Raw genomic sequence first — 23,497 nt, forward strand, 5'->3', positions numbered from 1 at the left:
ATCAATCGTTGAAGTCGATATGCTTGTCGTAGACGATCTTGCCTTTGTCGTTCTTCACAACATTGTAGCCGTGCAGACCGTCGCCGTTCTTGTCGAAATTATACTCGCCTTCGGCACCGGCGAATTTCTGCGTCGCCAGGATGGCGTCGCGGATCTTGTTCGGATCGGTCGAACCGGCCTTGTTGATCGCTGCCGACAGGATGGTGATCGCGTCGTAAGGCCAGGCGCTCTGGTTGTCGGGCGCGGTCTTGTAGGCATCGCGATAGGCCTTGCCGAACGTCTTCGAGGCTTCGCTGGAGTCTTCGGCATAGTCAGCAACGCCATAGGTGCCATAGAGCGCGGGACCGGCGAGCTTGGTCGAGGACACCGCGACCACCGAGGGCGAGCCGACCCAGGGGATGTTGACGCCGAGCTGACGCAACTGCCGGGCAAAGATGCCGAGGTCGTTCTCGAAGGTGAAGTAGGTACCGAGCACGTCGGCGCCGGACTGCTTCACGGCGAGCACGACGGGGGTGAAGTCCTGGCTCTGGTTGGCGTAGCCCTGGTCAAGCACCGGCGGCGCGCCGAGCTTGGTCAGGGCTTCGGAGAGCGCCTTGCCGCCGGCGGTGCCGAAGGCATCGGTGGAATGGACGATCGCCCATTTCTTCTTGCCCAGCGTGTTGACGCCGAAGTCGGCGATCACGCGCCCCGAGTAACTGTCGTTCGGACGGAAGCGGAATAGCCAGGGGTTGCCGGAATGGGTGAGATCGGGATTGGTGCCGCCGATCATCACCGGCTTGCCGACCTTGATCACGTCGGGCGCCATCGCCTGCACCTGGGTCGAACGGATCGAGCCGAGGAAGGCCACAATGTCGGATTGCGCGGCGAGCTTGGAGAAGGCCAGCACAATGCCAGGATTGGTGGTCTGGTCGTCCTCGATGACGAGCTCGACTTGCTTGCCGAGCACGCCGCCGGCCTTGTTGACCGCGGCCAGCGCCAGCTTGGCGCCGTTCTGGGCCCACAACCCCTGCTCCGCTGCCGGTCCGGTAACGGGCACGCACATGCCGATCTTGATCGTCGCTCCCTGCGCCCAAGCGCTGCGCATCAGCGCGGGAGCAGCGAGACCTGCCGCCACGCCGGCGGAAAACTCACGCCTCGTCAGTTTCATTCAATCCTCCCTGTAGTGCGCCGAACTTGCCTGTCGGCTGCGTTGAGACGAGCTGACGCGTCGATCCGTTGCCCTATCCGCAGCCATCAAACGGCGCGACGAACAAACGTGAGCGCCGCTGCAGCGCACCCGACGTGCAACGGCGACCATCAATCTGGCGTTTGACGTAGCTAAACATGATTGCACATTGCACGCAATAGTCAAAAGTTCGCTGGCAGCGGTGCGTAAATGCCTGCTAGGAGCGACTTGACGCGATCACGTGATAGTGTGGCCAGCGGGCAGCCATCGATGTCGATTCCAAGAACGAAATCGCAGACCAGACGGAAACAACCGGCCTATGCGTTGATCAAGAGCGCATTGGCAAAGCACATCCGGACCGGCGACGTTCCACCCGGAACGGTTCTCTCCGAATCGGCAATTGCGACCTTGTTCGGCTCCAGCCGCTCCCCGGTGCGGCAGGCCTTCGAGCAGCTGGAGCAGATCGGCCTGGTGCGCCGGTTCGACGGCCGCGGCGTCATCGCCGGCAAGCGCAAGGTCGAAGCTCGGCGAGTCCCGATCACACCGGAGATGTTTGGGCTGACCGACGGCCCCGTCGAGGCGGTGCGCAGCGACACCTGGGACGCGCTTTATTACAAGCTCGAACGCGAGATCATCTACCGGTCGCTGTTCGGACGCTTCCGCGTCAGCGAGCTGGCGCTAGCGCGGCATTTTCGGGTCGGGCGCACGGTTGCGCGCAATTTGCTGCTACGCGCGCAAGCGATCGGAATCCTGGAGAAAGGCGCCAAGGCCCATTGGTACGTGGTGCCACTGGACGAGGATCGCGTCCGCGACATCTTCGAGGTGCGCGCAACGCTGGAGCCGCTGCTGCTGAAATCCGCCGCCGCGAGGATTCCGGCGGCGCTGCTGGACCGGATGGCGGAGCGGCTGCGCGAGGGGATCCAATGCCGCGACCGCATCGGCGTTGCCGAACTCGACGAGATCGAGGGCGATCTCCATATCCAGTGCCTGGGTTACGGCGTCAATCGCGAGATGATCGAAGCGCTCAAGCGCACTCACTGCGCTTTCGTGATCGGCAAACACATTCAGGTCGCCCTGACCGCGCCACAGATCGATTCCTTCATGGACGAGCATCTGGTGATCATTGAAGCCTTGCGCGCGCGCGACGGCGATGCGGCGGCCGCGACCTTGCGCCGCCATATCGAGTGGTCGCACTCCAAGGTCGCGGGCTGGATTGCCGAATTCCGCGCCATCAACGTGATCTCGCGCGTGCCTTACATGGCTTGACCGCGATCCCGCGCATCATTGCGGCTACTCGTCAGCCTCGACTTCGGCGTCATCGGCCGAGCCCATTCCGGCGAGGCTTGCCTCCAGCGCGCCCAGCATTTCGTGCAACTCGGCAAGCTTGCGCGCGCCATATCGTCGTGTGATCTCGGCGTAGATCGCCTCCGACGTCGGCGCCACCGCCTCGATCAGCTTCAACCCCTTGGCCGAGATCGAAACCACCGCGCGCCGCGCGTCGTTTTCCGCCGCCTTGCGCTCGATCAACTGGCGGGCCTCGAGGTCACGCAGGATTCGCGACAGGCTGGGGCCGAGCAGGAATGCCACATGGGCGAGCTCGGTGACCTCGATCTCGTCGACCGCGGTGAGCGCCCGCAGGATCCGCCACTGCTGCTCGGTCAGCCCGTGATTGCGCAGCGACGGGCGGAATTGCCGCATCACCGCCTCGCGAGCACGGAGCAGCGACATCGGCAGCGAGCGCGAGAATTCGCGCATCGGGGTGCGCCGCGACGACGGATCGTCGCCCTGCCCCGACCGAATCTCGTCCAATTTCTTGCGCGCCATTGCTCAATCCACCGCAACGAACTTTTGCGTTGCAGCATGCCCTGATTCAGTTTGCGGGAATTCACTTAACATGTTAATCATCTCCCCGGCATCCACTTTTGTGTATCACGCATGGCCCTGTCCAAGGACGATATCCGCGCTGCCGCCGAACGGCTCGACAATGCGGAAAAGACCCGCAAGCAAATTCGCCAGCTCTCGCTGGAATACCCCCGCATCACCCTCGAAGACGCCTATGCGATTCAGAAGGCCTGGGTCGAGATGAAGGTGGCGCAGGGGCGCGTCGTCAAGGGCCACAAGATCGGCCTGACCTCGAAGGCGATGCAGAGCGCACTCAATATCGACGAGCCGGATTCCGGCGTCCTGCTCGACGACATGTTCTTTGCCGATGGCGGCCTGGTGCCGACCGACCGCTTCATCGCAACCCGCGTCGAGGCCGAGCTCGCCTTCGTGATGAAGCATCGCCTGGCGGGGCCGAACTGCACACTGTTCGACGTGCTCAATGCCACCGATTTCGTGGTGCCCGCGCTGGAGATCCTGGATACAAGGGTCGAGCGCGTCGACCCCGAAACCAAGGCGACGCGCAAGATCTTCGACACCGTCGCCGACAACGCCGCCAATGCCGGCATCGTGCTCGGCGGCCGGCCGATCCGTCCGCTGGAGGCCGATCTGCGCTGGATCGGGGCGCTCTGCTTCCGCAACGGCCAGCTCGAGGAAACCGGTCTGGCCGCCGGCGTGTTGAATCATCCGGCGACCGCGGTGGCGTGGCTCGCCAACAAGATCGCGCCGAACGGGCTGGCGCTTGAGGCCGGACAAATCGTGCTGGCAGGCTCCTTCATCCGCCCGATCGAGACCCGCAAGGGCGACACCATCCAGGCGGACTACGGACCTTACGGTTCCGTGAGCTGCCACTTCGCCTGACGCACTCAGCAGGAGAGCTGCATGCCGCACTTCACGCTTGAATACTCGGCCAATCTCGACGGTCTCGTCGACATGGATGCGACGGTCGAACTGGTCCGCAAGGCCGCGGTCGAGACCGGCATCTTCCCGCTCGGCGGCATCCGCGTCCGCGCCATCAGATGCGAGCACTACGCGATTGCCGACGGCCGCAAGACCCACGGCTTCCTCGACATGGTGCTGCGCCTTGGCGAAGGCCGCGACCTCGCCACCCGCAAGAAGGCCGGCGAGCACATCTTCAAGGCGCTGTCGGCCCATCTCGATCCGGTATTCGCCAAGATCAAGTTCGCACTGTCGTTCGACATGCAGATCAACGACAAGGAAACGAGCTGGAAACGCAACAACATCCACGACGCACTGAAGGTGGAGACGGTCAATGGATAAAGCCACCCCGAAATCCACAGCCGAAATATTCCAGGCCAACCGCGATCGCGCCGGCGGTCTTCTGGCGAAGTTGAAAGACGAAGGCATCGGCCATGTGATCGACGGCAAGGTCGTGCCGGCGGTCCCCGGCCAGACTTTTGAGACGAAATCGCCGATCGACGGCTCGGTGCTGGCGACGGTCGCACGTGGTAATGCCGACGATATCGACCGCGCGGCAACCGCTGCGTCAAAGGCCTTCAAAATCTGGCGCGACATGCCGGCGGCGCAGCGCCGCAAGTTGCTGCATCGCGTGGCCGATGCGATCGAGGCGCGCGCCGCTGACATCGCCGTGCTCGAATGCATCGACACCGGCCAGGCACATCGCTTCATGGCCAAGGCCGCGATCCGTGCCGCGGAGAATTTCCGCTTCTTCGCCGACAAATGCAGTGAAGCCCGCGACGGCCTCAACACGCCCTCGGACGAGCATTGGAACATCTCGACCCGGGTGCCGATCGGCCCGGTCGGCGTAATCACGCCGTGGAACACGCCGTTCATGCTCTCGACCTGGAAGATCGCGCCGGCGCTCGCGGCCGGCTGCACGGTGGTGCACAAGCCGGCCGAATGGTCGCCGGTGACGGCTGATCTCCTGGTCAAGCTGGCAAAGCAGGCCGGCCTTCCCGATGGCGTGCTGAGCACGGTGCATGGTTTCGGCGAGGAGGCCGGCAAGGCGCTGACCGAACATCCCGCCATCAAGGCGATCGGCTTCGTCGGCGAGAGCACGACGGGCTCGGCGATCATGGCGCAGGGCGCGCCGACCTTGAAGCGCGTGCATTTCGAACTCGGCGGCAAGAACCCGGTGATTGTGTTCGGCGATGCCGATCTCGACCGTGCGCTCGACGCCGTCGTGTTCATGATCTACTCGCTCAATGGCGAGCGCTGCACGTCGTCGAGCCGGCTCCTGGTTCAAGAGACCGTTGCCGACAAATTCATCGAGAAGCTGACCGCGCGCGTGAAGGCGCTCAGGGTCGGCCATCCCCTCGATCCCGCGACCGAGATCGGGCCGCTGATCCATGAGCGGCACCTGGCCAAGGTCTGCAGCTATTTCGACATCGCAAAGAAGGACGGCGCCACGATCGCGGTCGGCGGCAAGCCGCATGACGGCCCCGGCGGCGGTCACTATGTGCAGCCGACACTGGTCACCGGCGCGAACCCGAATATGCGCGTCGCGCAGGAAGAGGTGTTCGGCCCATTCCTGACCGTGATCCCGTTCCGCGACGAGGCTGACGCAATCGAGATCGCCAATGGCGTGCAGTATGGCCTGACCGGCTATGTCTGGACCGGCGACATGGGCCGCGCACTGCGCGTCGCGGATGCGCTCGAAGCCGGCATGATCTGGCTCAACTCGGAAAACGTCCGCCATCTGCCGACCCCGTTCGGCGGCATGAAGTCGTCCGGCATCGGCCGCGACGGTGGCGACTACTCGTTCGACTTCTACATGGAAACCAAGCACGTCTCGCTCGCGCGCGGGACGCACAAGATTCAGAAACTGGGAATTTAACCAGCCGTCGTTCCGGGGCGCGAAGCGAACCCCAATGCGCAATTGCGCATTGTGGAACCTCGAGCTCCGGGTCTGGTTCTTCGGACCATCCCGGAATGACAGAAGAAATTGAGGGAAACATCTATGCCCGTTCCGACGCACGTTTTCGATCCGCCGTTCAACATCATCCGCTGCAGCCATGCCGTGCTCGACGTCACGGATTTGGAGAAGAGCGCCACCTTCTACGAGAAGACGGTCGGCCTCCATATCGAGGACCGCGACGACAAATCGGTGTATCTGCACGCCAGCGAGGAGCACCAGCATCACTCGGTGGTGCTGCGCAAGGCAGCGAAGGCCGCCTGCAACCGGCTCGGCTTCAAGGTCGGCAATGACGGCGACCTCGACAAGGCGGCCGCCTTCTTCTCCGAGAACGGCGTCGCCTACGCTTTCGTCGACCAGCCGTTCCAGGGCCGCACGCTGCAATTCACCGATCCGTTCGGTTTCCAGATCGAGCTCTACGCTACGATGGAGAAGCGCCCGCATCTGCTGCGGCGTTACGATCTCTACAAGGGCTGCCATCCGCAGCGGCTCGACCATTTCAACGTGTTCGCCGCCGAGGTGCAGGACACGGTCGACTTCTACGCGCGGCTTGGTTTCCGCCTCACCGAATATGCCGAGGAGGACGGCGACAACGGCCGCATCGCCGCCGCCTGGATGCACCGCAAGGGCAATGTCCACGACTTCGCCATCACCAACGGCCGTGGCCCGCGCCTGCACCACATCGCCTATTGGGTGCCGACCGCGATGAACATTGTGCATCTCTGCGACGTGATGGCTTCCTCCGGCTTCGTCAAGAACATCGAACGCGGCCCGGGCCGGCATGGCATCTCCAACGCCTTCTTCCTCTACATCCGTGATCCCGACGGCCATCGCATCGAACTCTACACCAGCGACTATTTCACCGGCGATCACGACCATGAGCCACTGCGCTGGTCGCTGCGCGATCCGCGCCGCCAGACACTGTGGGGCGCACCGGCGCCGCGCTCCTGGTTCGAGGAAGGTTCGACCTTCGCGCGCCAGGCGGTGCGCGAGCCGCGCTTCGTCGCCGACGTGCTGGTTGCAGACTAGTGCACGCCTCCCTCCACACGTCGTCCCTGCGAACGGAGGGACCCATAACCACAGGACCGCGTTGCCGCCAAGATCGTCGCCCAGCGTGCCATAATGAGAAGCCTGTGGTTATGGGTCCCGGTTCGCGCTTCGCTTGGCCGGGACGACATCAAGAATTGGATTGCTAATGTCAGCCCCTCGCCTCGCCACCTATTCCGTCAACGGCGCCACGAAGTATGGCGCCGTCACCGACGCCGGCATCGTCGATCTCTCGTCACGCTTCGCCAAGGACTATCCGACCCTGCGCGAGGCGATCGCCGCCGGCGCGCTGACCAGGCTCGTGGAAGAGGCTGCCGAGCGCGCGCCCGACCATGCGCTGGACACGGTCGCCTGGCAGCCGCCGATCCCGGCGCCGGAAAAGATCATCTGCATCGGCGTCAACTATCCGGACCGCAATGCCGAGTACAAGGACGGCTCGGACGCGCCGAAATATCCCAGCATGTTCCTGCGGGTGCAGCGCTCCTTCGTCGGCCACAACACGCCGGTGGTGCGCCCCCGCATCTCGCCGCAGCTCGACTATGAGGGCGAGCTGGTGCTCGTGATCGGCAAGGCCGGCCGGCACATCCCGGAGAGCGCCGCGCTCGATCACATCGCCGCAATCACGCTCTGCAATGAAGGCACCATCCGCGACTGGGTGCGCCACGCCAAGTTCAACGTCACCCAGGGGAAGAATTTCGATTCCACCGGCAGCCTCGGCCCCTGGATCGTGCCCTACACCAGCGAGGCGCAGATCGCCGATATCCGCCTGACCACGCGTGTCAACGGCGAAGTCAGGCAGGATGACCGCACCTCGCGCTTGATCTTCGGCTTCCGCTACCTCATCAACTACATCTCGACCTTCACGACGCTGGTTCCCGGCGACATCATCGTCACGGGCACCCCGACCGGCGCAGGTGCGCGGTTCGATCCGCCGCGCTATCTGAAGCCCGGCGATGTCGTCGAGGTCGAGGCCGAAGGCGTCGGCATCCTGCGCAACAGCGTCGTCGACGAAGCCAGCTAACCCGCAAGCAAGTGGACAGTGCCATGACCTCAACATCCGGCGGCGAAGCGATCGTCAACGGCCTCGTCGCCCACGGCGTCGACACCGTGTTCGGCCTGCCCGGCGCACAGATCTACGGCCTGTTCGACGCATTCCACCAGGCGCAGCTCAAGGTGATCGGCGCCCGGCATGAGCAGGCCTGCGGCTACATGGCGTTCGGCTATGCCCGCTCCTCTGGCAAGCCCGGCGTGTTCAGCGTGGTGCCCGGCCCCGGCGTGCTCAATGCCTCGGCGGCGCTGCTCACGGCCTTCGGTTGCAACGAGCCGGTGCTGTGCCTGACCGGCCAGGTGCCGACGCAATTTTTGGGCAAGGGCCGCGGCCATCTGCATGAGATGCCGGACCAGCTCGCGACGCTGCGCAGCTTCGTGAAATGGGCGGACCGGATCGAATACCCGGACAACGCGCCCGCGATGGTGTCGCGCGCGTTCCAGGAAATGCTGTCGGGCCGACGCGGCCCGGCTTCGCTCGAGATGCCGTGGGACGTCTTCACCCAGCGCACCCAGGTCGCGCCCGTCAAGCCGTTCGATCCATTGCCGGCGCCACAGCCCGATCCTGACCGCATCAAGGCGGCCGCCGATCTGGTCGCCGGCAGCAAGGCGCCGATGATCTTCGTCGGCAGCGGTGCCATCGAGGCCCGCGAGGAGATCCTCGAGCTGGCCGAGATGATCGACGCGCCGGTGGTCGCATTCCGCAGCGGACGCGGCATCGTCTCCAACGCGCACGAGCTCGGGCTCACCATGGCTTCCGCCTACAAGCTCTGGCCGAAGACCGACCTGATGATCGGTATCGGCACCCGCATGGAGCTGCCGACCATGTCGCGCTGGCCCTATCAGCCGGCCGGTCTGAAATGCGTGCGCATCGACATCGATCCGGTCGAGCTGCGGCGCTGGCCAGCCGATGCCGCCGTGATCGCGGACGCCAAGGCTGCGACCGCCGACCTCGCCGCCGCGGTCCGCAAGGCCGACTACAGCAAGACCACGGGCCGCCGCGCCGCGATCCGCGAGGCAACCGCTGCCACCGAGCATGAGATCCAGCGCATCCAGCCGCAGATGGCCTATCTGAAGATCCTGCGCGAGGTGCTGCCGGCGAACGCCATCGTCACCGATGAGCTATCGCAGGTCGGGTTCGCGTCCTGGTACGGTTTTCCGATCTACGAGCCGCGCACCTTCGTCACCTCGGGCTATCAGGGCACGCTCGGCTCGGGCTTTCCGACCGCGCTCGGCGCCAAGGTCGCCAATCCGAACAAGCCGGTGGTCGCGATCACCGGCGACGGCGGCTTCATGTTCGGCGTGCAGGAGCTCGCCACCGCCGTGCAGTTCAAGATCGGCGTGGTGACGCTGGTCTTCAACAACAACGCCTATGGCAATGTCCGCCGCGACCAGCGCGAGCGTTTCGACGGCCGCGTCGTCGCCTCCGATCTGGTCAATCCCGACTTCGTCAAGCTTGCTGAGTCGTTCGGCGCCGGCGCCGCGCGCGTCACCTCGCCGGATCACTTCCGCCCCATGCTTGAGAAGGCGCTGGCCGACGGCGGGCCCTACGTGATCTCGGTGGAAGTGCCGACGGATTCGGAGGTCAGCCCCTGGGCGTTCATCCATCCGGCAAGGAACAATTAGGCGTTTTTCAAGCCGCGCTGCAGCCGCGACGCGGCGATCACGAGCAGGCCGGCGCCGGCGACCGACCAGCAGGCGACCGGCGCCCAGTGCACCAGCGGTGCATAGTCCGGTATCTTCTGCAGGCCGCCCGCGACCGCCGCCATCCGCGCAAAGGTCGCAAGCGCCAGCGCCGAGAATACGAGGCCGGTGACCTTGCCTTCCGCGCCGGTCTCCCCGATCGCAAGTGCCGCGGACACCGCGCTCATCAGCATGCAGCCCCAGGCAGCGCCCGCCATGAACTGCGCCACGATCAGGACGTTGAGGCTTCCGGCGATCTCCGCGGCGACGATGGCGAATGCACCGAGCAGCCCCGCCGCACCCATCACGATCAGACCGCCACGATGCTTGACGACAACGCTCGCCGGAAACATCGCGATGTTGAAGCCGATCCAGAACACCGGCATCAGCCATTGCAGATTGTCCGGCCTGGCGAAGCGCAGGTAGAACGGGACGCTGTTGATGTTGAAGTGCAGTTGATAACCGAGCGAGAGTAGCACCATCGACGCGATCAGGAACATCGGCACCGCCCCGAGCCGTTTTGCCGGAGGCGCGACGCTCGCCGGCTGCGCCTCCGCGGCGATGCGGCGCTCGATTCCTGAAAACGCCAGCGCGGTCAGCAGCAGCACGGCGCCCGACAGCACGAACGGCAATCGCGCATCCTGGTTGCGCAGCACGACCCCGAGGTAGGGCGACACGGCACCGGCGAGGCCATAGCCCAGCATCGCCAGCGCGGCGAGGAACGGGACCGACGGTTGCGCGCGATACTTGCCGAGCAGCGTCAATGGCGGCGCGCGCAACGCAGACGAGGTGACGGCCCAGATCACGATCAAGACGATCAGCCAGACCTTTGCGCCCGGCCCGGTGCCGGCGACGTAAGGCAGCGCGATGAAAGCGGCGCAGGAGATCGCGGCAAGGATGCCGACAAACACGCCGAGACGGCCGACCAGGCTCGAAATCCGGTCGGCGGCCATGCCCATCGCAGTGTCGGTGATGGTGAAGATGCCCTGGTCCATCATCAGGATCAGGATGACGGTCGCCGGCGCGATGCCGACATCGGCGCACAGCTTCGGCAGATAGATCAGGTAGGTGGTCCAGCCCAGCGTGAACACGAGCTGCAGCACGGCGAGATAGATGCCGGTGCGGTTGACGGCGCGGTCGGCCTTGGTGGTCATCCGCCAAGTCTAGACTACTCGGCGCTTCAGCGCACCTTGCGGAAGGTCAAATTGATGCGCTGGCGGCCGAACACGCTGTGCTCGCCATCGGCGAGCGCCGCGACGCCGTGATAAAATAACCGTGACGGTCCGCCCCACACCGCAACATCGCCATGTTCGAGCCGGTAGCGGCGCGGCGTGTCGCTGCGCTTCAGCCCGCCGAACAGGAAGATCGCCGGCAGCCCGAGCGAGATCGAGACGATCGGCGCGCCGTAGTCGAGCTCATCCTTGTCCTGATGCAGCGACAGTTTTGCACCGGGGACATAGCGATTGATCAGGCAGGCCTCCGGCGCGAAGCCGTTGAAGCCGGCCTCATCAGCGGCATCGGCGGCGAGCCTGCGCAACACCTCCGGCATCGCCGGCCAGGGCTGCCGCGTGTCGGGATCGATCGGGTCGTAACGATAGCCGCCGGGATCGGAGACCCAGCCAACGCTGCCGCAATTGGTCATCGCGACCGACATCCGATGCCCGCCCGGCGTGATCAGATGCCGAAACGGCGCCTGCTTGACGATTGCGCGCAGCGCCGGAAGCAGCTCGGCTTCGAACGGCCGCGCAAAACCGCGCAGCAGCACCGCGCCCTCCGCGATCGCCTCGCGCGACGGCCACGCATCGCCAATGGTCTCGAACAGATCAGCAGCCACGCTTTTGCGCACTCACTTTGCGTCGTGGAAGATCACACCAACGGTGTGGCGATGGCCCGACCTGATACGGCTGACGCCGTGGCGCAGATTGACACGGTAGGGCCCGCGCATCCCTTGCACCGGACGGTGGTGCACGGCAAACGCCACCGCATCGCCCTTGGTCAGCGGCACCACCTCGGGCCGCGACTGCATCCGCGGCCGCTGCTCGGTCAGCACGAATTCGCCGCCGGTGAAATCGCGCCCCGGCTCGGACAGCAGGATCGCGACCTGGATCGGGAACACGTGCTCGCCATAGAGATCCTGGTGCAGGCAATTGTAGTCGCCCTCGCCATATTGCAGCAGCAGCGGCGTCGGCCGTGTCTGCCCGGCGTCATGGCAACGCTTCAGGAACGCCGCGTGCGACGCCGGATAGCTGATCTCGATCCCCATCGTCTCGTTCCAGCGATTGGCCGTGGCGGTCAGCCGCGCATATAGCGCCGGCCGCAGCTCGGCGATCAGCTCCGGCAGCGGATAGGAGAAATACTTGTACTCGCCGCGGCCAAAGCCGTGGCGCCCCATCACGACCCTGCTGCGGAACCGGCTGTCGTCGGGATAGAGCGCGGCGATACCATCGCATTCCCCAGACGTCAGCAGACCGTTGAGGACGGCACAGCCCTGGCCGTCGAGGTCAGATGTGATCTGGTCCCAGTCGAGTGCGTCGATGCGGGCCGGGATGTCGGTGGTGGGGCGGGTGATGGTTTTGGCTGTTGCTGTCATGGAGTTGAATCTGGCTCATGATCGCGGCTCGCGCCACCCGATTTCCGGTCGAAATATGCCGAGAACGCGGGCACAATCACAGTGTCGTCCCTGCGAAAGCAGGGACCCATAGCCACCATCGTCATTTGTTTGAGAAAGCTGGGGCCACAGTGTGCCAACCACAATATCCCGTGGTTGTGGGTCCCTGCTTTCGCAGGGACGACGCGTGGAGAAAGTGCCGGTCGACTCTCGACTGGACGACACGCGGAAAGAATCTAGCCCCGCACCGGCAGCGTCACCACGTCATAGCCGTGGCTGATCTTTCGCTTCAGCACCGGGTCTTCCAGCTCGAACTCGAAACGGCTGGCCGGGCGGATGCCGCCCTTGGCCGCGAAGGTGCCGCCGAACATGGCGCAGCCGTCGGGCAGCGCGCCCTTGTCGAAGCCGCGGGCGATCAGGTCTTTCACCGGCAGCATGTGATCGAGCGTGCCCTCCTGGTAGAGCACGCGCCGGCCGCCGATCACGGCCCAGGAGCGCAGCACCAGCTGGTCCCAGTGACCGATGACGTCCTCGAGCTCCCAGAGTTCGGCCGCCATCGGCTTGTCGCACATCTGCTTCGACACGGTAACGCTGTAGCTCTCGACCTTGCGGTCGGTATGATCCGAGCCGCAGCCGACGAAGATGCGGCCCTGCCAGCCGATCAGCACGAACTCAACCTCGCCGCTGGAGTCCTCGCCGCAGACCTCGATGGCGTCGGCGAAGGTGAGCCGGCGCGCCGAGCAGCGGTAATAGATCGGCGTGGTCGCGGGCCGCGCGATGCCGAGCGCTTCGAGCTCGGCGATATGCTTGTCGCGCGCCACGGGATCGCGGCCGGTCCAGCCGGCGATCACGGCCTGTTTGATTTCGAGCGTGAGCGGCGTCGCGACGCCCTTGTCGTCGACATTGAAGGTGAGATCAAACACGGATGACGGTCTCCATTCCGGCCGCAAGCTCGAAAATGCGGCGATCCGAACCGCCTGCGGCTGCGAGCATCAGGCCGACCGGGGCCTCGCCCTTGCTATGCGCAGGCAACGAGATGGCGCAGCCATCGAGCACATTGATCAGCGAAGGATTGCGGAGCACACGCAGGTTCTCGACGGCGAACGCCTTGTCGTCGGCGAGGTCGGCAATGACGGGCGGCAGGTTCGCCGTGGTCGGCAGCACCATCGCATCATAGGGCGCGATCCGCGCCTCGGTGCGGGCGATGAAGGAGCGGCGCGCGTTGAGCAGATCGATGTAGTCGGCGGCAAGAAAACCCTCGCCGCGCTGGATCCGCACGGCGACGCGGGGATCGTAGATGTCGCCCTTACTGGCGAGCAGGAAGCGATGCCAGGCATAGCTTTCGGCGGCAGCAAAGCCGCCCTTGGCGTTCATGACACCGACATCGAGCAGTTCGGGCACCTCGATGTGCTCGATCAGCGCGCCGGCGCGCGACAACGAAACGAGCGCGCGCTCGAAGGTTTTTGCGACGGCATCATCGAGATCATCGAGCGCAACAGTCATCGGCACCGCGAGCCGCATGCCCTTGACCGGGCGCGGGGTGAGCGGCGTCACCGGCTGATCGGCCAGCACGGCATCGAGCGCGGCGCAGCAGGCGACTGAATTGGCCAGCGGGCCGTAGCTGTCGAGGGTGAACGACAGCGGCACGCCGCCATCGAGCGGAATCCGGCGCTGGGTCGGCTTGTAGCCGACGATACCATTGAAGGCGGCCGGAATCCGGCAGGAGCCGCCGGTGTCGGTGCCGAGCGCGCCGAATGCCATGCCGTCGGCGATCGAGACCGCCGCGCCGGAGGACGAGCCACCGGGCACATGGCCAACGCTCCGGTTCCAGGCGCTCTTCGGGGTGCCGTAATGCGGATTGATGCCGATGCCGGAATAGGCGAACTCGGTCATGTTGGTGCGGCCAATCACGATGAAGCCGGCGCGCTTGAGCCGCGCCACGACAGGCGCATCGGCGTCCGCCGGCGCGGAATCCTCCAGCGCCCGGGAGCCTGCGCGTGTCACCTGCCCCTTGATGTCGAACAGATCCTTGATCGAGACCGGAATGCCGGCAAACGGCGACGGCGTTGCATTGGCCTTGCGCAACCGGTCCATCGCGTCGGCGGCTTCCAGCGCCGCATCTCGGTCAACATGAATGAAGGTACGCTGACCCTCGCCTGACGGATCGGCGATCCTGGCCATGCATTGCTCGACGAGCTTGCGGGCAGAGGTCGCACCGCTGGCGAGGTCGGCGGCAAGGGAGGCGAGTGTCGGATTTTTGGGCATGGTTTTCACTTTAAGGCTTGCACTTCACGGCTTGCAATTCAAAAGGTCTTGCAGCTGATTGTGGCGCGAACCGGCGCCGATTTCCAGATCGGTGCGCCGGCCCGCTAGAGCGTCTTGTTTGACGCGCTTTCTTCACGCGAACCGGTGTTCACTTCGCTCGAAAACGCTTCTGCCAGCATCACTTCAGCCCGAAATAGGCCCGGTGCAGCTCTTCATTGCCGCTCATCTCGGCAACCGTGCCGGAGAAGCGGATCCGCCCGCCTTCCAGCACGAATACGCGGGTGGCAATCTCAAGAAAACCGATATTTTGCTCGGCGATCAAGAGCGCCAATCCGCGGCCTTGCAGGCTCGACAGGGCGCGGAGCACCTCCTTGACGAACAGCGGCGACAGCCCGGCCGAGGGCTCGTCCATGACCAGCAGTTTCGGCTCGGCCGACAGCGCCTTGGCGATGCCGAGCATCTTGCGCTGGCCGCCAGACAGGCTGGAGGCCGGATCGCGGCGCTTGTCGCGTAGCACCGGAAACAGGCCGTACAGCTCGTCGACCCGTGCGCCCGGATTGGCATGGCCCAGCGCCTGCGCGCCGACGCGGATGTTCTCCTCGATCGACAGGTCGGGAAACACCGCAAGCTCCGACATGTAGGTCATGCCGAGCTTCATGCGGTCCGAAGACCGCATCTTGGTGATGTCCTCGCCGCCGAGCTTGATGTGACCGCTACGGGCCTCGATCAGGCCGACCAGCGATTTCAGGAAGGTGGTCTTGCCCGCGCCGTTGGCGCCGAGCAGCAACACGGTCTCGCCGGGGCGGACGTCGAGATCGACGCCCCACAGCACCTGCATGGTGCCATAGCCGGCATCGACGCCCCTGGCGTCCAGAAGCGGCGCTGCGTCAGTGGGCATGCTCGCCTCCCAAAAACACCTCGATCACCTGCGGCTCGCGCACCGCGGTGGCGAGCGTACCCTCGAAGATCTCCCTACCCGCATTGAGCACGATGACGCGGTCGGTGATCTGCTCGATGAAGCCCATCAGATGCTCGACCACGATGATCGCCATCCCGGTCGCGGCCAGCGCCTTGATGCGGCCGGCGATCCAGTCGAGCTCCGCCGGGTTGAGCCCGGCTGCGAGTTCGTCGAGCAGCAATAGCCGCGGTCGCGTGGCGAGCGCGCGGGTGAGATCGAGCATCTTCTGCTGCGCGCTGTTGAGATCGGCAGCGGGGCGGTCGGCGACCTCTTTCAGCCGGTACTCCTCGAGCAGCTCGGCGATCGACGGCGGCGTGCCGGTCGCACCGCCATAAGCCAGCGCCACCTGGATGTTCTCGCGCACCGTGAGCGACAGGAATGGCTTCGGCACCTGGAAGGTGCGGTTGATGCCGCGGTGAACGAGCTTGTGCGAGGCCACGCCGTCGACGGACGCGCCGTCGAACACGACCTCGCCGCCGTCTGGCGCATAAAGGCCCGAGATCACGTTGATCGCCGTGGTCTTGCCGGAGCCGTTCGGACCGACAAGCCCGAGGATCTCGCCGGGCACGACGTGAAAGCTCAGGCCATCGAGCGCGTGGAAGCCGCCGAAGCGCTTGACCAGCTTCGCGACCTTGAGGATGGAGTTGTTCTCAGGGGACATGCCACCCCTTGCGCGTTGCCAGCGACACCAGCCCCGCGGGCAGGAACAGCACGAGACCCATGATCAGGAGCCCGTAGATCAGCTGGAAATATTGCGGCGTGGTGAAGCCGATCAGATTGTAGATGCCGTAGAGGATCAGCACGCCGACGATCGGTCCGGTGATGGTGGCAACCCCGCCGAACAGCGCGAACACGATCGCGAAAATGCTGAACTCGCCGGAGAACACGTTGTCCGGATAGAACACCGAGACGTACCAGGCGTAGATGCCGCCGGCGAGGCCTGCGACCAGCGCCGAGGCGAGCCAGGCGATCACCCGCATCTTGATGATGTTGACGCCGGCCATCGAGGCCGACACCGCATCCTCGCGCACGGCCTGCAGCGCAAGGCCGAACGGCGAGTTCTTGAGATAGACGACCGCGCCGACGGTCAGCGCCATCACGACGACGGCGGCGTAGTAGGCGTGGGTCGGGTTGAACGTGCCGGTGAGCGACACGCCGTAGGGGCCCTTGGTGATCCCCTCCAGCGCCGGGTTGGCGACGAAGTGCAACACGGCCAGCGAGGCCGCGAGATTGGCGATCGCGAAATACGCGCCCGACAGCCGCAGCAGCGGCGTCAGCAACAGGCCGAGCGCAACCGCGACGAGGCCGCCGACCAACACGGCAAACGGCGCCGGCATCTGCAGATGCATCACCATGATGGCAAAGCCGTAGGCGCCGGCGCCGAAGAAGCCGACATAGCCGAACGGCAGATAGCCGGTGAAGCCATAGATGATGTTCACGCCCTGCGCGAGGATCAGGAAGATCACGAAGTTGAACAGCAGCAGATGGTTTTGATAGACGCCGGGCAGCAGTGCAAACACCACCACCAGCGGCGCCAGGATGAACAGCAGGTGTTTCGAGGCGTTAAGCAACGCGCACCCGCCTTCCGAGCAGACCGCTCGGGCGCAACAACAAGATCACGATCAACAACACATAGGGCAGCAAGTCGGCCCAGGAACTGAGATAGGTCTGCACCAGCATGTAACAGAGTCCATAGACGACACCGCCGAGCGCGGTGCCCAGCGGATTGCCGAGCGAACCCAGCACCACGATCGCAAACGACGTCACCGTCGCATCGGCGCCGAAGGCCGGCGTCACCGAGCCGAACATGAAGGGCGCGAACACGCCGGCGACGGCCGCGATTCCGAGACCGATGCCGAACGCCGCCGCCGAGACGCGATCGACATCGATGCCGGTCGCCAGCGCCTCGTCGCGGCGCGACATCACCGCGCGCGTCAGGGTGCCGAGCCGCGTGTGGTAGAGATAGAGGTAGACCAGCGCGATCGCGATAAGGCTGGTGATGGCCGCGATCACCCAGGGCGCGGGAAAGCCCTGGCCGAAAATCTGGATCGGCCCTGCCCCGCCGGCCTTGCCGCCGAACCATTTGACCTTGATGGTCGTGAACACACTGCCGAGCAGCCGGCTCTGGATCGACCGCTCGCTGGTGCCGGCGAAGATCGTGGTGACGGCCTCGATCACCTGCGACAGGCCGAAGAACAGGATGATCGACAGCATTTCCGGATTGGCCGAGCCCTGCAGCCGCGGCACCAGCACCCAGTAAAGCAGCACGCCCGCGAGCACGAACACCACAAACGCCAGCGGCACCGCGAACAGCGGGTCGATCCCGGCGATGCCGACCACGCCGAGCGCGATGAAGGCGCCCAGCATCAGGATGTCGCCATGCGCAAGGTTGACGATGCGCATGACGCCGAACACGAGATTGAGACCGATGCCGACCAGGCTGAAATACAGCCCGAACAGCACGCCGGCAACGAGCGCATAGGTCATGCTACCGCCCGCCGCCGAAGGTTACGCCTGCCGCTCCAAAACCGCATCACGGCGCCGGATAGATCGGCTTGCCGGTGGCGGTCTCGTGCGGATAGATCGACACGAACTTGATGTGATCATGCTCGTCAACCGTGAGCTGGCCGAGCGGCGTCAATTCACCGATCTGGCCGCCGGTCTCGTCCAGCGCGAAGGTGCCGTCGAGGGTCTTGAGCTGGCCGCTGAGCGAGAACACCGCGCGGCGTAACTCCATCTGGTCGAGACTGGTCGCAACCGACAGCGTCTTCTCGATCACCAGCGCCGTGGTGTAGCCGGCGACCGCGTTGAACCCGAACTCCATCTTGCCGTCGTTGTACTTCTTGGTCCAAGCGGCGCGGAAATCCCTCATGTTCATCCCGAAATTGACGGGATAATCCAGCTCGGACGGCGGCACGTAGGTCCAGACGTGCTCGAGCCCCTTGGCGCCGACGTTCTTCTCGAGCAACTCGGTCTCGAGGCCGGCATAGATCGCGAACAGCATCTTGAACTTGGTGCCGACGTCCTGGACGTTGCGCAGGAAGGCGATATCGTTCGGCGCATAGCCGAAATGGATTACCGCGTCGGGATTGGCGTTGCTGATATTGTTGATGATGACGTTGTAGTTGGTGGTCTCGGTCGGAACGCCCTGGTCGTAGACGATCTCGATCGGCGCGCCGGACTCCTTGACGAACTTGCGGAACGCGTTGGCCTGGGTGCCGGTGAACTCGTTGGTCGCGTAGAGGATGGCGATCTTCTTGATGCCGAGGCCAGGGCCGTCATGGCTGATGAAATCCGCGACCGGCTTCGGCCAGACCGTCGACACCGGATCGGCCATCAGCGCGATGTAGGGATTGTCCTTGGAGAAGAAGCTCGCGCCGGTGCCGGTCTGGTCGAACAGGAACATCTTGTGATCGCGCGCGATCGCAACCGCGGGCGCGGTCAGCACCGATCCGGAATCGGCGACCAGCAGGTCGACCTTATCCTGGGTGACGAGCTGATTATAAAGCGTCGAGGCGGTCGCCGTGTTGCTCTGGTCGTCATAGGAGACGAGCTTGATCGGGATCTTCTTGTCGAACGCCTTCACGAAGACGCCACCCTCGGCATTCTTCTGCTCGACCCACAGTTTCAATGAGCTGTAGACCGGCATCGAGATCGAGGCGTAGCGCCCGGACGACGCGTAGAGCGTGCCGATCTTGATCTCCGACGGTGCGTCGGCGGCCATCGCCTGCGTAGCAAATGCGAGGCTGGCAGCGAGTGCCGCGCCGATGATCCTCAGCATGATATTATTCCTCCCGGGTATCTTGAACGTCTCTTGGACAGGTCTTGGACGCGGCCCTTCTACGCGCCGGATCGAAGCGACACAAGCATCGCGGCCTTAGCAATTGTGCGAGGGGCGGAATATGCGGCATGCGCGGGACACAGGCGGCTGCGCAAGGTCCGGATAGACCGTTGACGGCCGTTGGTCCGATGGCGCATCAAGACTGTAACGATTTCGGGAGGAAACATCAGACATGGCCGAGCCCGCGCGCGCGAAACCAAAGCCGACACCTGAGACCCAGCATTTCTGGGATGGCACCAAGGCCGGCGAACTGCGCCTGCAACGTTGCGACGCCTGCGCCAATGTCTACTTTCCTCCGCGGCCGTTCTGCCCCTCCTGCGCCTCGCGCAAGGTCTCCATCTTCAAAGCCAGCGGCAAGGGCAAGCTCTACAGCTATGTCATCAACCATCGTCCCGCTGCGCCCGGCTTCACGCCGCCTTACGCGATCGCCGTGGTCGAACTCGACGAGGGCCCGCGTATGATGAGCAACATCATCGATTGCCCGCAGACGCCGGAAGCGCTCGAGCTCGACATGCCGCTCGAGGTCGCCTTCGAGGCGCTCGACGACAAGATCAGCCTTCCTTTGTTCCGTCCGGCAAAGGGGTAACGCGATGCGCAGGAACCAGGTTGCCGTCGTCGGTGCGGCCGAAACCACCGAACTCGGCGTCATCCCCAACATGTCGCAGATCCAGCTGCATGCGGACGCCGCGCTGAATGCGATCGCGGACGCTGGCCTGAAGCTGTCCGACATCGACGGCTTCGCCACCGCGGTCGAAACCCCGCAGCAGATGGCGCACTATCTCGGCATCACGCCGACCTGGGTCGACGGCACCTCGGTCGGCGGCTGCTCCTTCATGCTGCATGTCCGCCACGCCGCTGCGGCGATCGAGGCCGGTCTCTGCAAGACAGTGCTGATCACCCACGCCGAGAGCGGCAAATCGATGATCGGCAAGCAGCCGCGCTTCACCGCTCCCGACAGCCTCAACGGCCAGTTCGAGTCGCCGTTCGGCGTCTATGGACCGCCGAGCATGTTCCCGATTCCCGTGCTGCGCTTCATGAAAACGCACGGCGTCACGCATGAGCAGCTTGCGATGGTCGCCGTCGTGCAGCGCGAATGGGCGGCGAAGAATCCGCGCGCGACCATGAAGGATCCGATCACGGTCGCCGACGTGCTGAACTCGCGGATGATCGCCTATCCATTCCGGCTGTTGCAATGCTGCCTCGTCACCGATGGCGGCGGCGCTCTGATCCTCACCTCGGCCGATCGTGCCAAGGATTTCCCGAACAAGCCGGTCTACATCCTCGGCACCGGCGAGAGCGTGGAAACGCCGATGGTCAGCCAGATGAAGACTTTTGACTCGTCGCGCGCCTTCAAGGTGGCGGGGCCGCTCGCCTTCAAGGAGGCCGGCATCACCCACAAGGACGTCGACCATCTGATGATCTACGACGCCTTCGCGCATCTGCCGCTCTACGGCCTCGGCGACCTCGGCTTCATGCCGCACGAGGAAACCGGCAAGTTCATCGCCGACGGCAACACCCGCCCCGGCGGCAAGCTGCCGCTCAACACCAATGGCGGCGGCCTGAGCTACATGCACTCCGGCATGTACGGCATGTACGCGCTGCAGGAGAGCGTGCGGCAGATGCGCGGCATCGCGCCGGCGCAGGTGCCGAACGCGAAGATCTCGGTCTGCCACGGCGTCGGCGGCATGTTCGCCGCATCAGGCACGATCATCTTTACGAACGAACGATAGCAATGGCCGGTGCGAACGCAGCGCTCAATCTGTCATTGCCGGGCTTGACCCGGCAATCCATCTTCTTCTGAAGAAGGATGGATGCGCGGGTCAAGCCCGCGCACGACGAGTGGGTTCTGCATCGACGTACGGACACACAGAACCAGGAGAACCACATGGCAAAATCACTGCAGGACAAGGTCATCATCGTCACCGGCGCGGGCCGCGGCATCGGCCGCGAGATCGCGCTGCTCTGCGCGGCCGAAGGCGCCAAGGTCGTGGTCAACGATCCCGGCGGCGCCGCTGATGGTGCCGGCTCGAATGCGGCCCCCGCAGAGGAAGTGGTCGAGGAGATCAAGAAGCGCGGCGGCACCGCGGTCGCCAATTTCGAGTCGGTGGCGGAAGCCATCCCCGCCAGCAAGATCGTGAAGACCGCGACCGATCACTTCGGCCGGCTCGACGGTGTCGTCAACAATGCCGGCATCCTGCGCGACATGATCTTCCACAAGATGAGCGTGGAAGCCTTCGAGGCCGTCATCAAGGTGCATCTGATGGGCTCGTTCTACGTCTCGCACGCCGCGGCGCGCATCTACCGCGAGCAGGAGTCGGGCTCCTTCGTGCACTTCACCTCGACCTCCGGCCTGATCGGCAATTATGGCCAGGCCAACTACGCCGCCGCCAAGCTCGGCATCGTCGGCCTCTCGAAGTCGATCGCGCTCGACATGGGCCGCTTCAACGTGCGCTCGAACTGCGTGTCGCCGTTTGCCTGGACCCGCATGATCGGCACCATCCCGACCGAGACCGATGCCGAGAAGGCGCGCGTCGAGAAGATCAAGCAGATGGGCCCGGAGAAAATCGCGCCGGTCTGCGCCTATCTGCTCTCGGACGCCGCCAAGGACGTCACCGGTCAAATCTTCGGCGTGCGCATGAACGAAATCTTCTTGTTCGGCCAGCATCGTCCGGTGCGCTCGGTTCATCGCGGCGAAGGCTGGACGCCGGGGACCATTGCCGAACACGGCATGCCGGCGCTGAAGGGATCGTTCACCAAGCTCGACCGCTCGGCCGACGTCTTCACCTGGGATCCGATCTGACAGTTTTATGAAAAAGTCGCCTCGGTGAGCTCCGCGCGCAATCGCGCACGAGGCCGGGGCGACACACTCGTTGGTTGTTTCATCATAGCGTGCCTGCATTGTGCCAGAATTGCGGGCGCATGATTGCCCTCCCCATAACAACAATGACTGGGAGGACTTTCGTGACAAATCCAAGCAACACACGGAAACACGAGGGCGACGGTGCGAAGGCGTTCGACCGTCGAACAATATTGCGCGGCGCAACCGCGCTTGCTGCAACCGCGATGGCTGCATCCGATGCTGTAGCGCGCGACTTCGGCCGCAACGCGGAGCCGCAGCGTTATCCCGATCCCGACATCGTCGTGATCGACGACAAGCGCTTCAAGGCCAAGGTCGGCAACACCGCGATCAAGCGGCTCTACACTGGCTGCCTGTGGGCGGAAGGGCCGGCCTGGAATGCGCAGGGCCAGTATCTGGTGTGGAGCGATATACCGGCCAACCGGCAGTTGCGCTATCTCGACGATGACGGCCACATCTCCGAGCAGTTCCACAAGCCGTCGAACGAGGCCAACGGCTCGACCTTCGATTTCGAGGGCCGCCAGATCACGGCCGAGCGCACCCGGCTGGTGCGCTATGAACACGACGGAACCGTCACGTCATTGGCGGAGCAGGCCAATGGCAAGCAGCTCAACGGGCCGAACGACATGGTCGTGCATCCCAACGACAAGTCGATCTGGTTCACCGATCCCGGCTACGGCGCGATCTCGATCTACGAAGGCCAACTGGCCAACACCGGATCGAAGCAGCCCTACCAGAAGGAAGCCGTGTACCGCATCGACGCAACGACCGGGCAGATCACCAAGGTCGCGGACGAACCGTTCAAGCCGAACGGGATCGCCTTCAGCCATGACTACAAGAAGGTCTATGTCTGCGACACCGGCATCACTCACTATCCGAACGCGAAAAACATCGTCTGGCAGTACGACCTCAACGGCGACAAGCTCTCCAACCCGCGCACGCTGATCGACATGACGCTGGACGGCAAGTCGGGCTTCCCGGACGGCATGCGCGTCGACATCGACGGCAACATCTGGGTCGGCGCCGGCTGGGTCGGACCCGGCTATGACGGCGTGCAGGTGTTTGCGCCCGACGGCCAGCGGATCGGCCAGATCCTGCTGCCGGAAACCTGCGCCAACCTCACCTTCGGCGGCAAGAAACGCAACCGCCTGTTCATGACCGCAAGCCAGTCGCTCTACGCGGTCTATGTCGAGACCAAGGGCGCGCATAATTGTTGATCTAACCGTCGTCCCGGCCTAGTGCGCGATTG

General features: G+C 64.5%; 23 protein-coding genes. 11 read left to right on the forward strand and 12 right to left on the reverse strand.

Features of this window, described 5'->3' with window-relative positions:
• Nucleotide 1: 1 nt before the first annotated feature.
• A complete protein-coding gene (locus ABIB78_RS17565; RefSeq protein WP_429026722.1) occupies nucleotides 2–1,147 on the reverse strand; it encodes an ABC transporter substrate-binding protein in 1,146 nt (381 codons plus the stop codon).
• Nucleotides 1,148–1,435: 288 nt separating this feature from the next.
• Between ABIB78_RS17565 and ABIB78_RS17570 the strand changes: the two genes are divergently transcribed.
• Complete coding sequence (locus ABIB78_RS17570) at nucleotides 1,436–2,431, forward strand: GntR family transcriptional regulator (protein WP_429026724.1); 996 nt, start codon at nucleotides 1,436–1,438, stop codon at nucleotides 2,429–2,431.
• Nucleotides 2,432–2,455: 24 nt separating this feature from the next.
• Here the strand turns inward: ABIB78_RS17570 and hpaR are convergent, their stop codons facing one another.
• Nucleotides 2,456–2,989 (reverse strand): homoprotocatechuate degradation operon regulator HpaR, encoded by a 534-nt coding sequence (gene hpaR, locus ABIB78_RS17575; RefSeq protein WP_429026725.1) that lies wholly within the window; start codon nucleotides 2,987–2,989, stop codon nucleotides 2,456–2,458.
• A gap of 111 nt (nucleotides 2,990–3,100) precedes the next feature.
• On the opposite strand from hpaR, the gene hpaH reads away from it, so the two are divergent.
• The 6 genes from hpaH to ABIB78_RS17605 all read left to right on the forward strand — a co-directional run bounded on the left by hpaH (nucleotide 3,101) and on the right by ABIB78_RS17605 (nucleotide 9,662).
• Nucleotides 3,101–3,907, forward strand: coding sequence for a 2-oxo-hept-4-ene-1,7-dioate hydratase (hpaH, locus tag ABIB78_RS17580; protein ID WP_429026727.1), 807 nt, complete (start codon nucleotides 3,101–3,103; stop codon nucleotides 3,905–3,907).
• A gap of 21 nt (nucleotides 3,908–3,928) precedes the next feature.
• Nucleotides 3,929–4,327: a 5-carboxymethyl-2-hydroxymuconate Delta-isomerase gene (locus ABIB78_RS17585; RefSeq protein WP_429026729.1), complete on the forward strand. Its 399-nt coding sequence runs from the start codon at nucleotides 3,929–3,931 to the stop codon at nucleotides 4,325–4,327.
• Nucleotides 4,320–5,864, forward strand: a complete 1,545-nt coding sequence (gene hpaE, locus ABIB78_RS17590) for a 5-carboxymethyl-2-hydroxymuconate semialdehyde dehydrogenase (RefSeq protein ID WP_429026731.1) — start codon at nucleotides 4,320–4,322, stop codon at nucleotides 5,862–5,864. The genes ABIB78_RS17585 and hpaE overlap by 8 nt, the downstream gene beginning before the upstream one ends.
• A gap of 123 nt (nucleotides 5,865–5,987) precedes the next feature.
• Nucleotides 5,988–6,971: a 3,4-dihydroxyphenylacetate 2,3-dioxygenase gene (gene hpaD / locus ABIB78_RS17595; protein ID WP_429026733.1), complete on the forward strand. Its 984-nt coding sequence runs from the start codon at nucleotides 5,988–5,990 to the stop codon at nucleotides 6,969–6,971.
• A gap of 166 nt (nucleotides 6,972–7,137) precedes the next feature.
• Nucleotides 7,138–8,010, forward strand: a complete 873-nt coding sequence (locus ABIB78_RS17600) for a fumarylacetoacetate hydrolase family protein (RefSeq protein WP_429026735.1) — start codon at nucleotides 7,138–7,140, stop codon at nucleotides 8,008–8,010.
• Nucleotides 8,011–8,033: 23 nt separating this feature from the next.
• Complete coding sequence (locus ABIB78_RS17605; RefSeq protein WP_429026736.1) at nucleotides 8,034–9,662, forward strand: thiamine pyrophosphate-dependent enzyme; 1,629 nt, start codon at nucleotides 8,034–8,036, stop codon at nucleotides 9,660–9,662.
• Here the strand turns inward: ABIB78_RS17605 and ABIB78_RS17610 are convergent.
• From ABIB78_RS17610 to ABIB78_RS17655, 10 genes are all read right to left on the reverse strand, one after another.
• Nucleotides 9,659–10,873 carry an MFS transporter gene (locus ABIB78_RS17610; RefSeq protein WP_429026738.1) on the reverse strand — a complete coding sequence of 405 codons (1,215 nt, stop codon included), beginning with the start codon at nucleotides 10,871–10,873 and terminating at the stop codon, nucleotides 9,659–9,661. The genes ABIB78_RS17605 and ABIB78_RS17610 overlap by 4 nt on opposite strands.
• Before the next feature lie 26 nt (nucleotides 10,874–10,899).
• Complete coding sequence (alkB, locus tag ABIB78_RS17615) at nucleotides 10,900–11,553, reverse strand: DNA oxidative demethylase AlkB (protein ID WP_429026740.1); 654 nt, start codon at nucleotides 11,551–11,553, stop codon at nucleotides 10,900–10,902.
• 12 nt (nucleotides 11,554–11,565) lie between these two features.
• Complete coding sequence (locus tag ABIB78_RS17620) at nucleotides 11,566–12,309, reverse strand: 2OG-Fe(II) oxygenase (protein ID WP_429026741.1); 744 nt, start codon at nucleotides 12,307–12,309, stop codon at nucleotides 11,566–11,568.
• 254 nt (nucleotides 12,310–12,563) lie between these two features.
• Complete coding sequence (locus ABIB78_RS17625; RefSeq protein ID WP_429026742.1) at nucleotides 12,564–13,250, reverse strand: DUF2848 domain-containing protein; 687 nt, start codon at nucleotides 13,248–13,250, stop codon at nucleotides 12,564–12,566.
• A complete protein-coding gene (locus ABIB78_RS17630) occupies nucleotides 13,243–14,592 on the reverse strand; it encodes an amidase (RefSeq protein WP_429026743.1) in 1,350 nt (449 codons plus the stop codon). Before ABIB78_RS17630 ends, ABIB78_RS17625 begins: the two co-directional genes overlap by 8 nt.
• Before the next feature lie 178 nt (nucleotides 14,593–14,770).
• Nucleotides 14,771–15,490: an ABC transporter ATP-binding protein gene (locus ABIB78_RS17635; RefSeq protein WP_429026744.1), complete on the reverse strand. Its 720-nt coding sequence runs from the start codon at nucleotides 15,488–15,490 to the stop codon at nucleotides 14,771–14,773.
• Nucleotides 15,480–16,211 (reverse strand): ABC transporter ATP-binding protein, encoded by a 732-nt coding sequence (locus ABIB78_RS17640; protein WP_429026746.1) that lies wholly within the window; start codon nucleotides 16,209–16,211, stop codon nucleotides 15,480–15,482. Before ABIB78_RS17640 ends, ABIB78_RS17635 begins: the two co-directional genes overlap by 11 nt.
• A complete protein-coding gene (locus ABIB78_RS17645; RefSeq protein ID WP_429026748.1) occupies nucleotides 16,201–17,121 on the reverse strand; it encodes a branched-chain amino acid ABC transporter permease in 921 nt (306 codons plus the stop codon). The genes ABIB78_RS17640 and ABIB78_RS17645 overlap by 11 nt, the downstream gene beginning before the upstream one ends.
• Nucleotides 17,114–18,037 carry a branched-chain amino acid ABC transporter permease gene (locus ABIB78_RS17650; RefSeq protein WP_429026751.1) on the reverse strand — a complete coding sequence of 308 codons (924 nt, stop codon included), beginning with the start codon at nucleotides 18,035–18,037 and terminating at the stop codon, nucleotides 17,114–17,116. The genes ABIB78_RS17645 and ABIB78_RS17650 overlap by 8 nt, the downstream gene beginning before the upstream one ends.
• A gap of 46 nt (nucleotides 18,038–18,083) precedes the next feature.
• On the reverse strand, nucleotides 18,084–19,331 hold the full coding sequence (locus ABIB78_RS17655) for an amino acid ABC transporter substrate-binding protein (RefSeq protein WP_429026752.1): 1,248 nt from the start codon (nucleotides 19,329–19,331) through the stop codon (nucleotides 18,084–18,086).
• Nucleotides 19,332–19,563: 232 nt separating this feature from the next.
• On the opposite strand from ABIB78_RS17655, the gene ABIB78_RS17660 reads away from it, so the two are divergent.
• From ABIB78_RS17660 to ABIB78_RS17675, 4 genes are all read left to right on the forward strand, one after another.
• Nucleotides 19,564–19,977: a Zn-ribbon domain-containing OB-fold protein gene (locus ABIB78_RS17660; protein WP_429026755.1), complete on the forward strand. Its 414-nt coding sequence runs from the start codon at nucleotides 19,564–19,566 to the stop codon at nucleotides 19,975–19,977.
• A 4-nt stretch (nucleotides 19,978–19,981) separates the two neighbouring features.
• Entirely contained in the window at nucleotides 19,982–21,121 is a 1,140-nt protein-coding gene (locus tag ABIB78_RS17665; RefSeq protein ID WP_429026757.1) for a thiolase C-terminal domain-containing protein, read from the forward strand.
• Between the two features lie 155 nt (nucleotides 21,122–21,276).
• The gene (locus tag ABIB78_RS17670) at nucleotides 21,277–22,191 is read left to right on the forward strand and encodes an SDR family oxidoreductase (protein WP_429026759.1); all 915 of its coding nucleotides are present in this window, start codon (nucleotides 21,277–21,279) and stop codon (nucleotides 22,189–22,191) included.
• Nucleotides 22,192–22,334: 143 nt separating this feature from the next.
• Nucleotides 22,335–23,465: an SMP-30/gluconolactonase/LRE family protein gene (locus ABIB78_RS17675; protein ID WP_429026762.1), complete on the forward strand. Its 1,131-nt coding sequence runs from the start codon at nucleotides 22,335–22,337 to the stop codon at nucleotides 23,463–23,465.
• Nucleotides 23,466–23,497 lie beyond the last annotated feature (32 nt).

The sequence above is a fragment of the Bradyrhizobium sp. I1.14.4 genome (assembly GCF_050435825.1).
GTDB lineage: Bacteria > Pseudomonadota > Alphaproteobacteria > Rhizobiales > Xanthobacteraceae > Bradyrhizobium.

What these genes read in the sequence shown, in the direction of transcription:
- ABIB78_RS17565 (WP_429026722.1), bottom strand. Translation starts at nt 1,147, where the DNA reads ATGAAACTGACGAGGCGTGAGTTTTCCGCCGGCGTGGCGGCAGGTCTC.
- ABIB78_RS17570 (WP_429026724.1), top strand. Translation starts at nt 1,436, where the DNA reads ATGTCGATTCCAAGAACGAAATCGCAGACCAGACGGAAACAACCGGCC.
- hpaR (WP_429026725.1), bottom strand. Translation starts at nt 2,989, where the DNA reads ATGGCGCGCAAGAAATTGGACGAGATTCGGTCGGGGCAGGGCGACGAT.
- hpaH (WP_429026727.1), top strand. Translation starts at nt 3,101, where the DNA reads ATGGCCCTGTCCAAGGACGATATCCGCGCTGCCGCCGAACGGCTCGAC.
- ABIB78_RS17585 (WP_429026729.1), top strand. Translation starts at nt 3,929, where the DNA reads ATGCCGCACTTCACGCTTGAATACTCGGCCAATCTCGACGGTCTCGTC.
- hpaE (WP_429026731.1), top strand. Translation starts at nt 4,320, where the DNA reads ATGGATAAAGCCACCCCGAAATCCACAGCCGAAATATTCCAGGCCAAC.
- hpaD (WP_429026733.1), top strand. Translation starts at nt 5,988, where the DNA reads ATGCCCGTTCCGACGCACGTTTTCGATCCGCCGTTCAACATCATCCGC.
- ABIB78_RS17600 (WP_429026735.1), top strand. Translation starts at nt 7,138, where the DNA reads ATGTCAGCCCCTCGCCTCGCCACCTATTCCGTCAACGGCGCCACGAAG.
- ABIB78_RS17605 (WP_429026736.1), top strand. Translation starts at nt 8,034, where the DNA reads ATGACCTCAACATCCGGCGGCGAAGCGATCGTCAACGGCCTCGTCGCC.
- ABIB78_RS17610 (WP_429026738.1), bottom strand. Translation starts at nt 10,873, where the DNA reads ATGACCACCAAGGCCGACCGCGCCGTCAACCGCACCGGCATCTATCTC.
- ABIB78_RS17620 (WP_429026741.1), bottom strand. Translation starts at nt 12,309, where the DNA reads ATGACAGCAACAGCCAAAACCATCACCCGCCCCACCACCGACATCCCG.
- ABIB78_RS17630 (WP_429026743.1), bottom strand. Translation starts at nt 14,592, where the DNA reads ATGCCCAAAAATCCGACACTCGCCTCCCTTGCCGCCGACCTCGCCAGC.
- ABIB78_RS17635 (WP_429026744.1), bottom strand. Translation starts at nt 15,490, where the DNA reads ATGCCCACTGACGCAGCGCCGCTTCTGGACGCCAGGGGCGTCGATGCC.
- ABIB78_RS17640 (WP_429026746.1), bottom strand. Translation starts at nt 16,211, where the DNA reads ATGTCCCCTGAGAACAACTCCATCCTCAAGGTCGCGAAGCTGGTCAAG.
- ABIB78_RS17650 (WP_429026751.1), bottom strand. Translation starts at nt 18,037, where the DNA reads ATGACCTATGCGCTCGTTGCCGGCGTGCTGTTCGGGCTGTATTTCAGC.
- ABIB78_RS17655 (WP_429026752.1), bottom strand. Translation starts at nt 19,331, where the DNA reads ATGCTGAGGATCATCGGCGCGGCACTCGCTGCCAGCCTCGCATTTGCT.
- ABIB78_RS17660 (WP_429026755.1), top strand. Translation starts at nt 19,564, where the DNA reads ATGGCCGAGCCCGCGCGCGCGAAACCAAAGCCGACACCTGAGACCCAG.
- ABIB78_RS17665 (WP_429026757.1), top strand. Translation starts at nt 19,982, where the DNA reads ATGCGCAGGAACCAGGTTGCCGTCGTCGGTGCGGCCGAAACCACCGAA.
- ABIB78_RS17670 (WP_429026759.1), top strand. Translation starts at nt 21,277, where the DNA reads ATGGCAAAATCACTGCAGGACAAGGTCATCATCGTCACCGGCGCGGGC.
- ABIB78_RS17675 (WP_429026762.1), top strand. Translation starts at nt 22,335, where the DNA reads ATGACTGGGAGGACTTTCGTGACAAATCCAAGCAACACACGGAAACAC.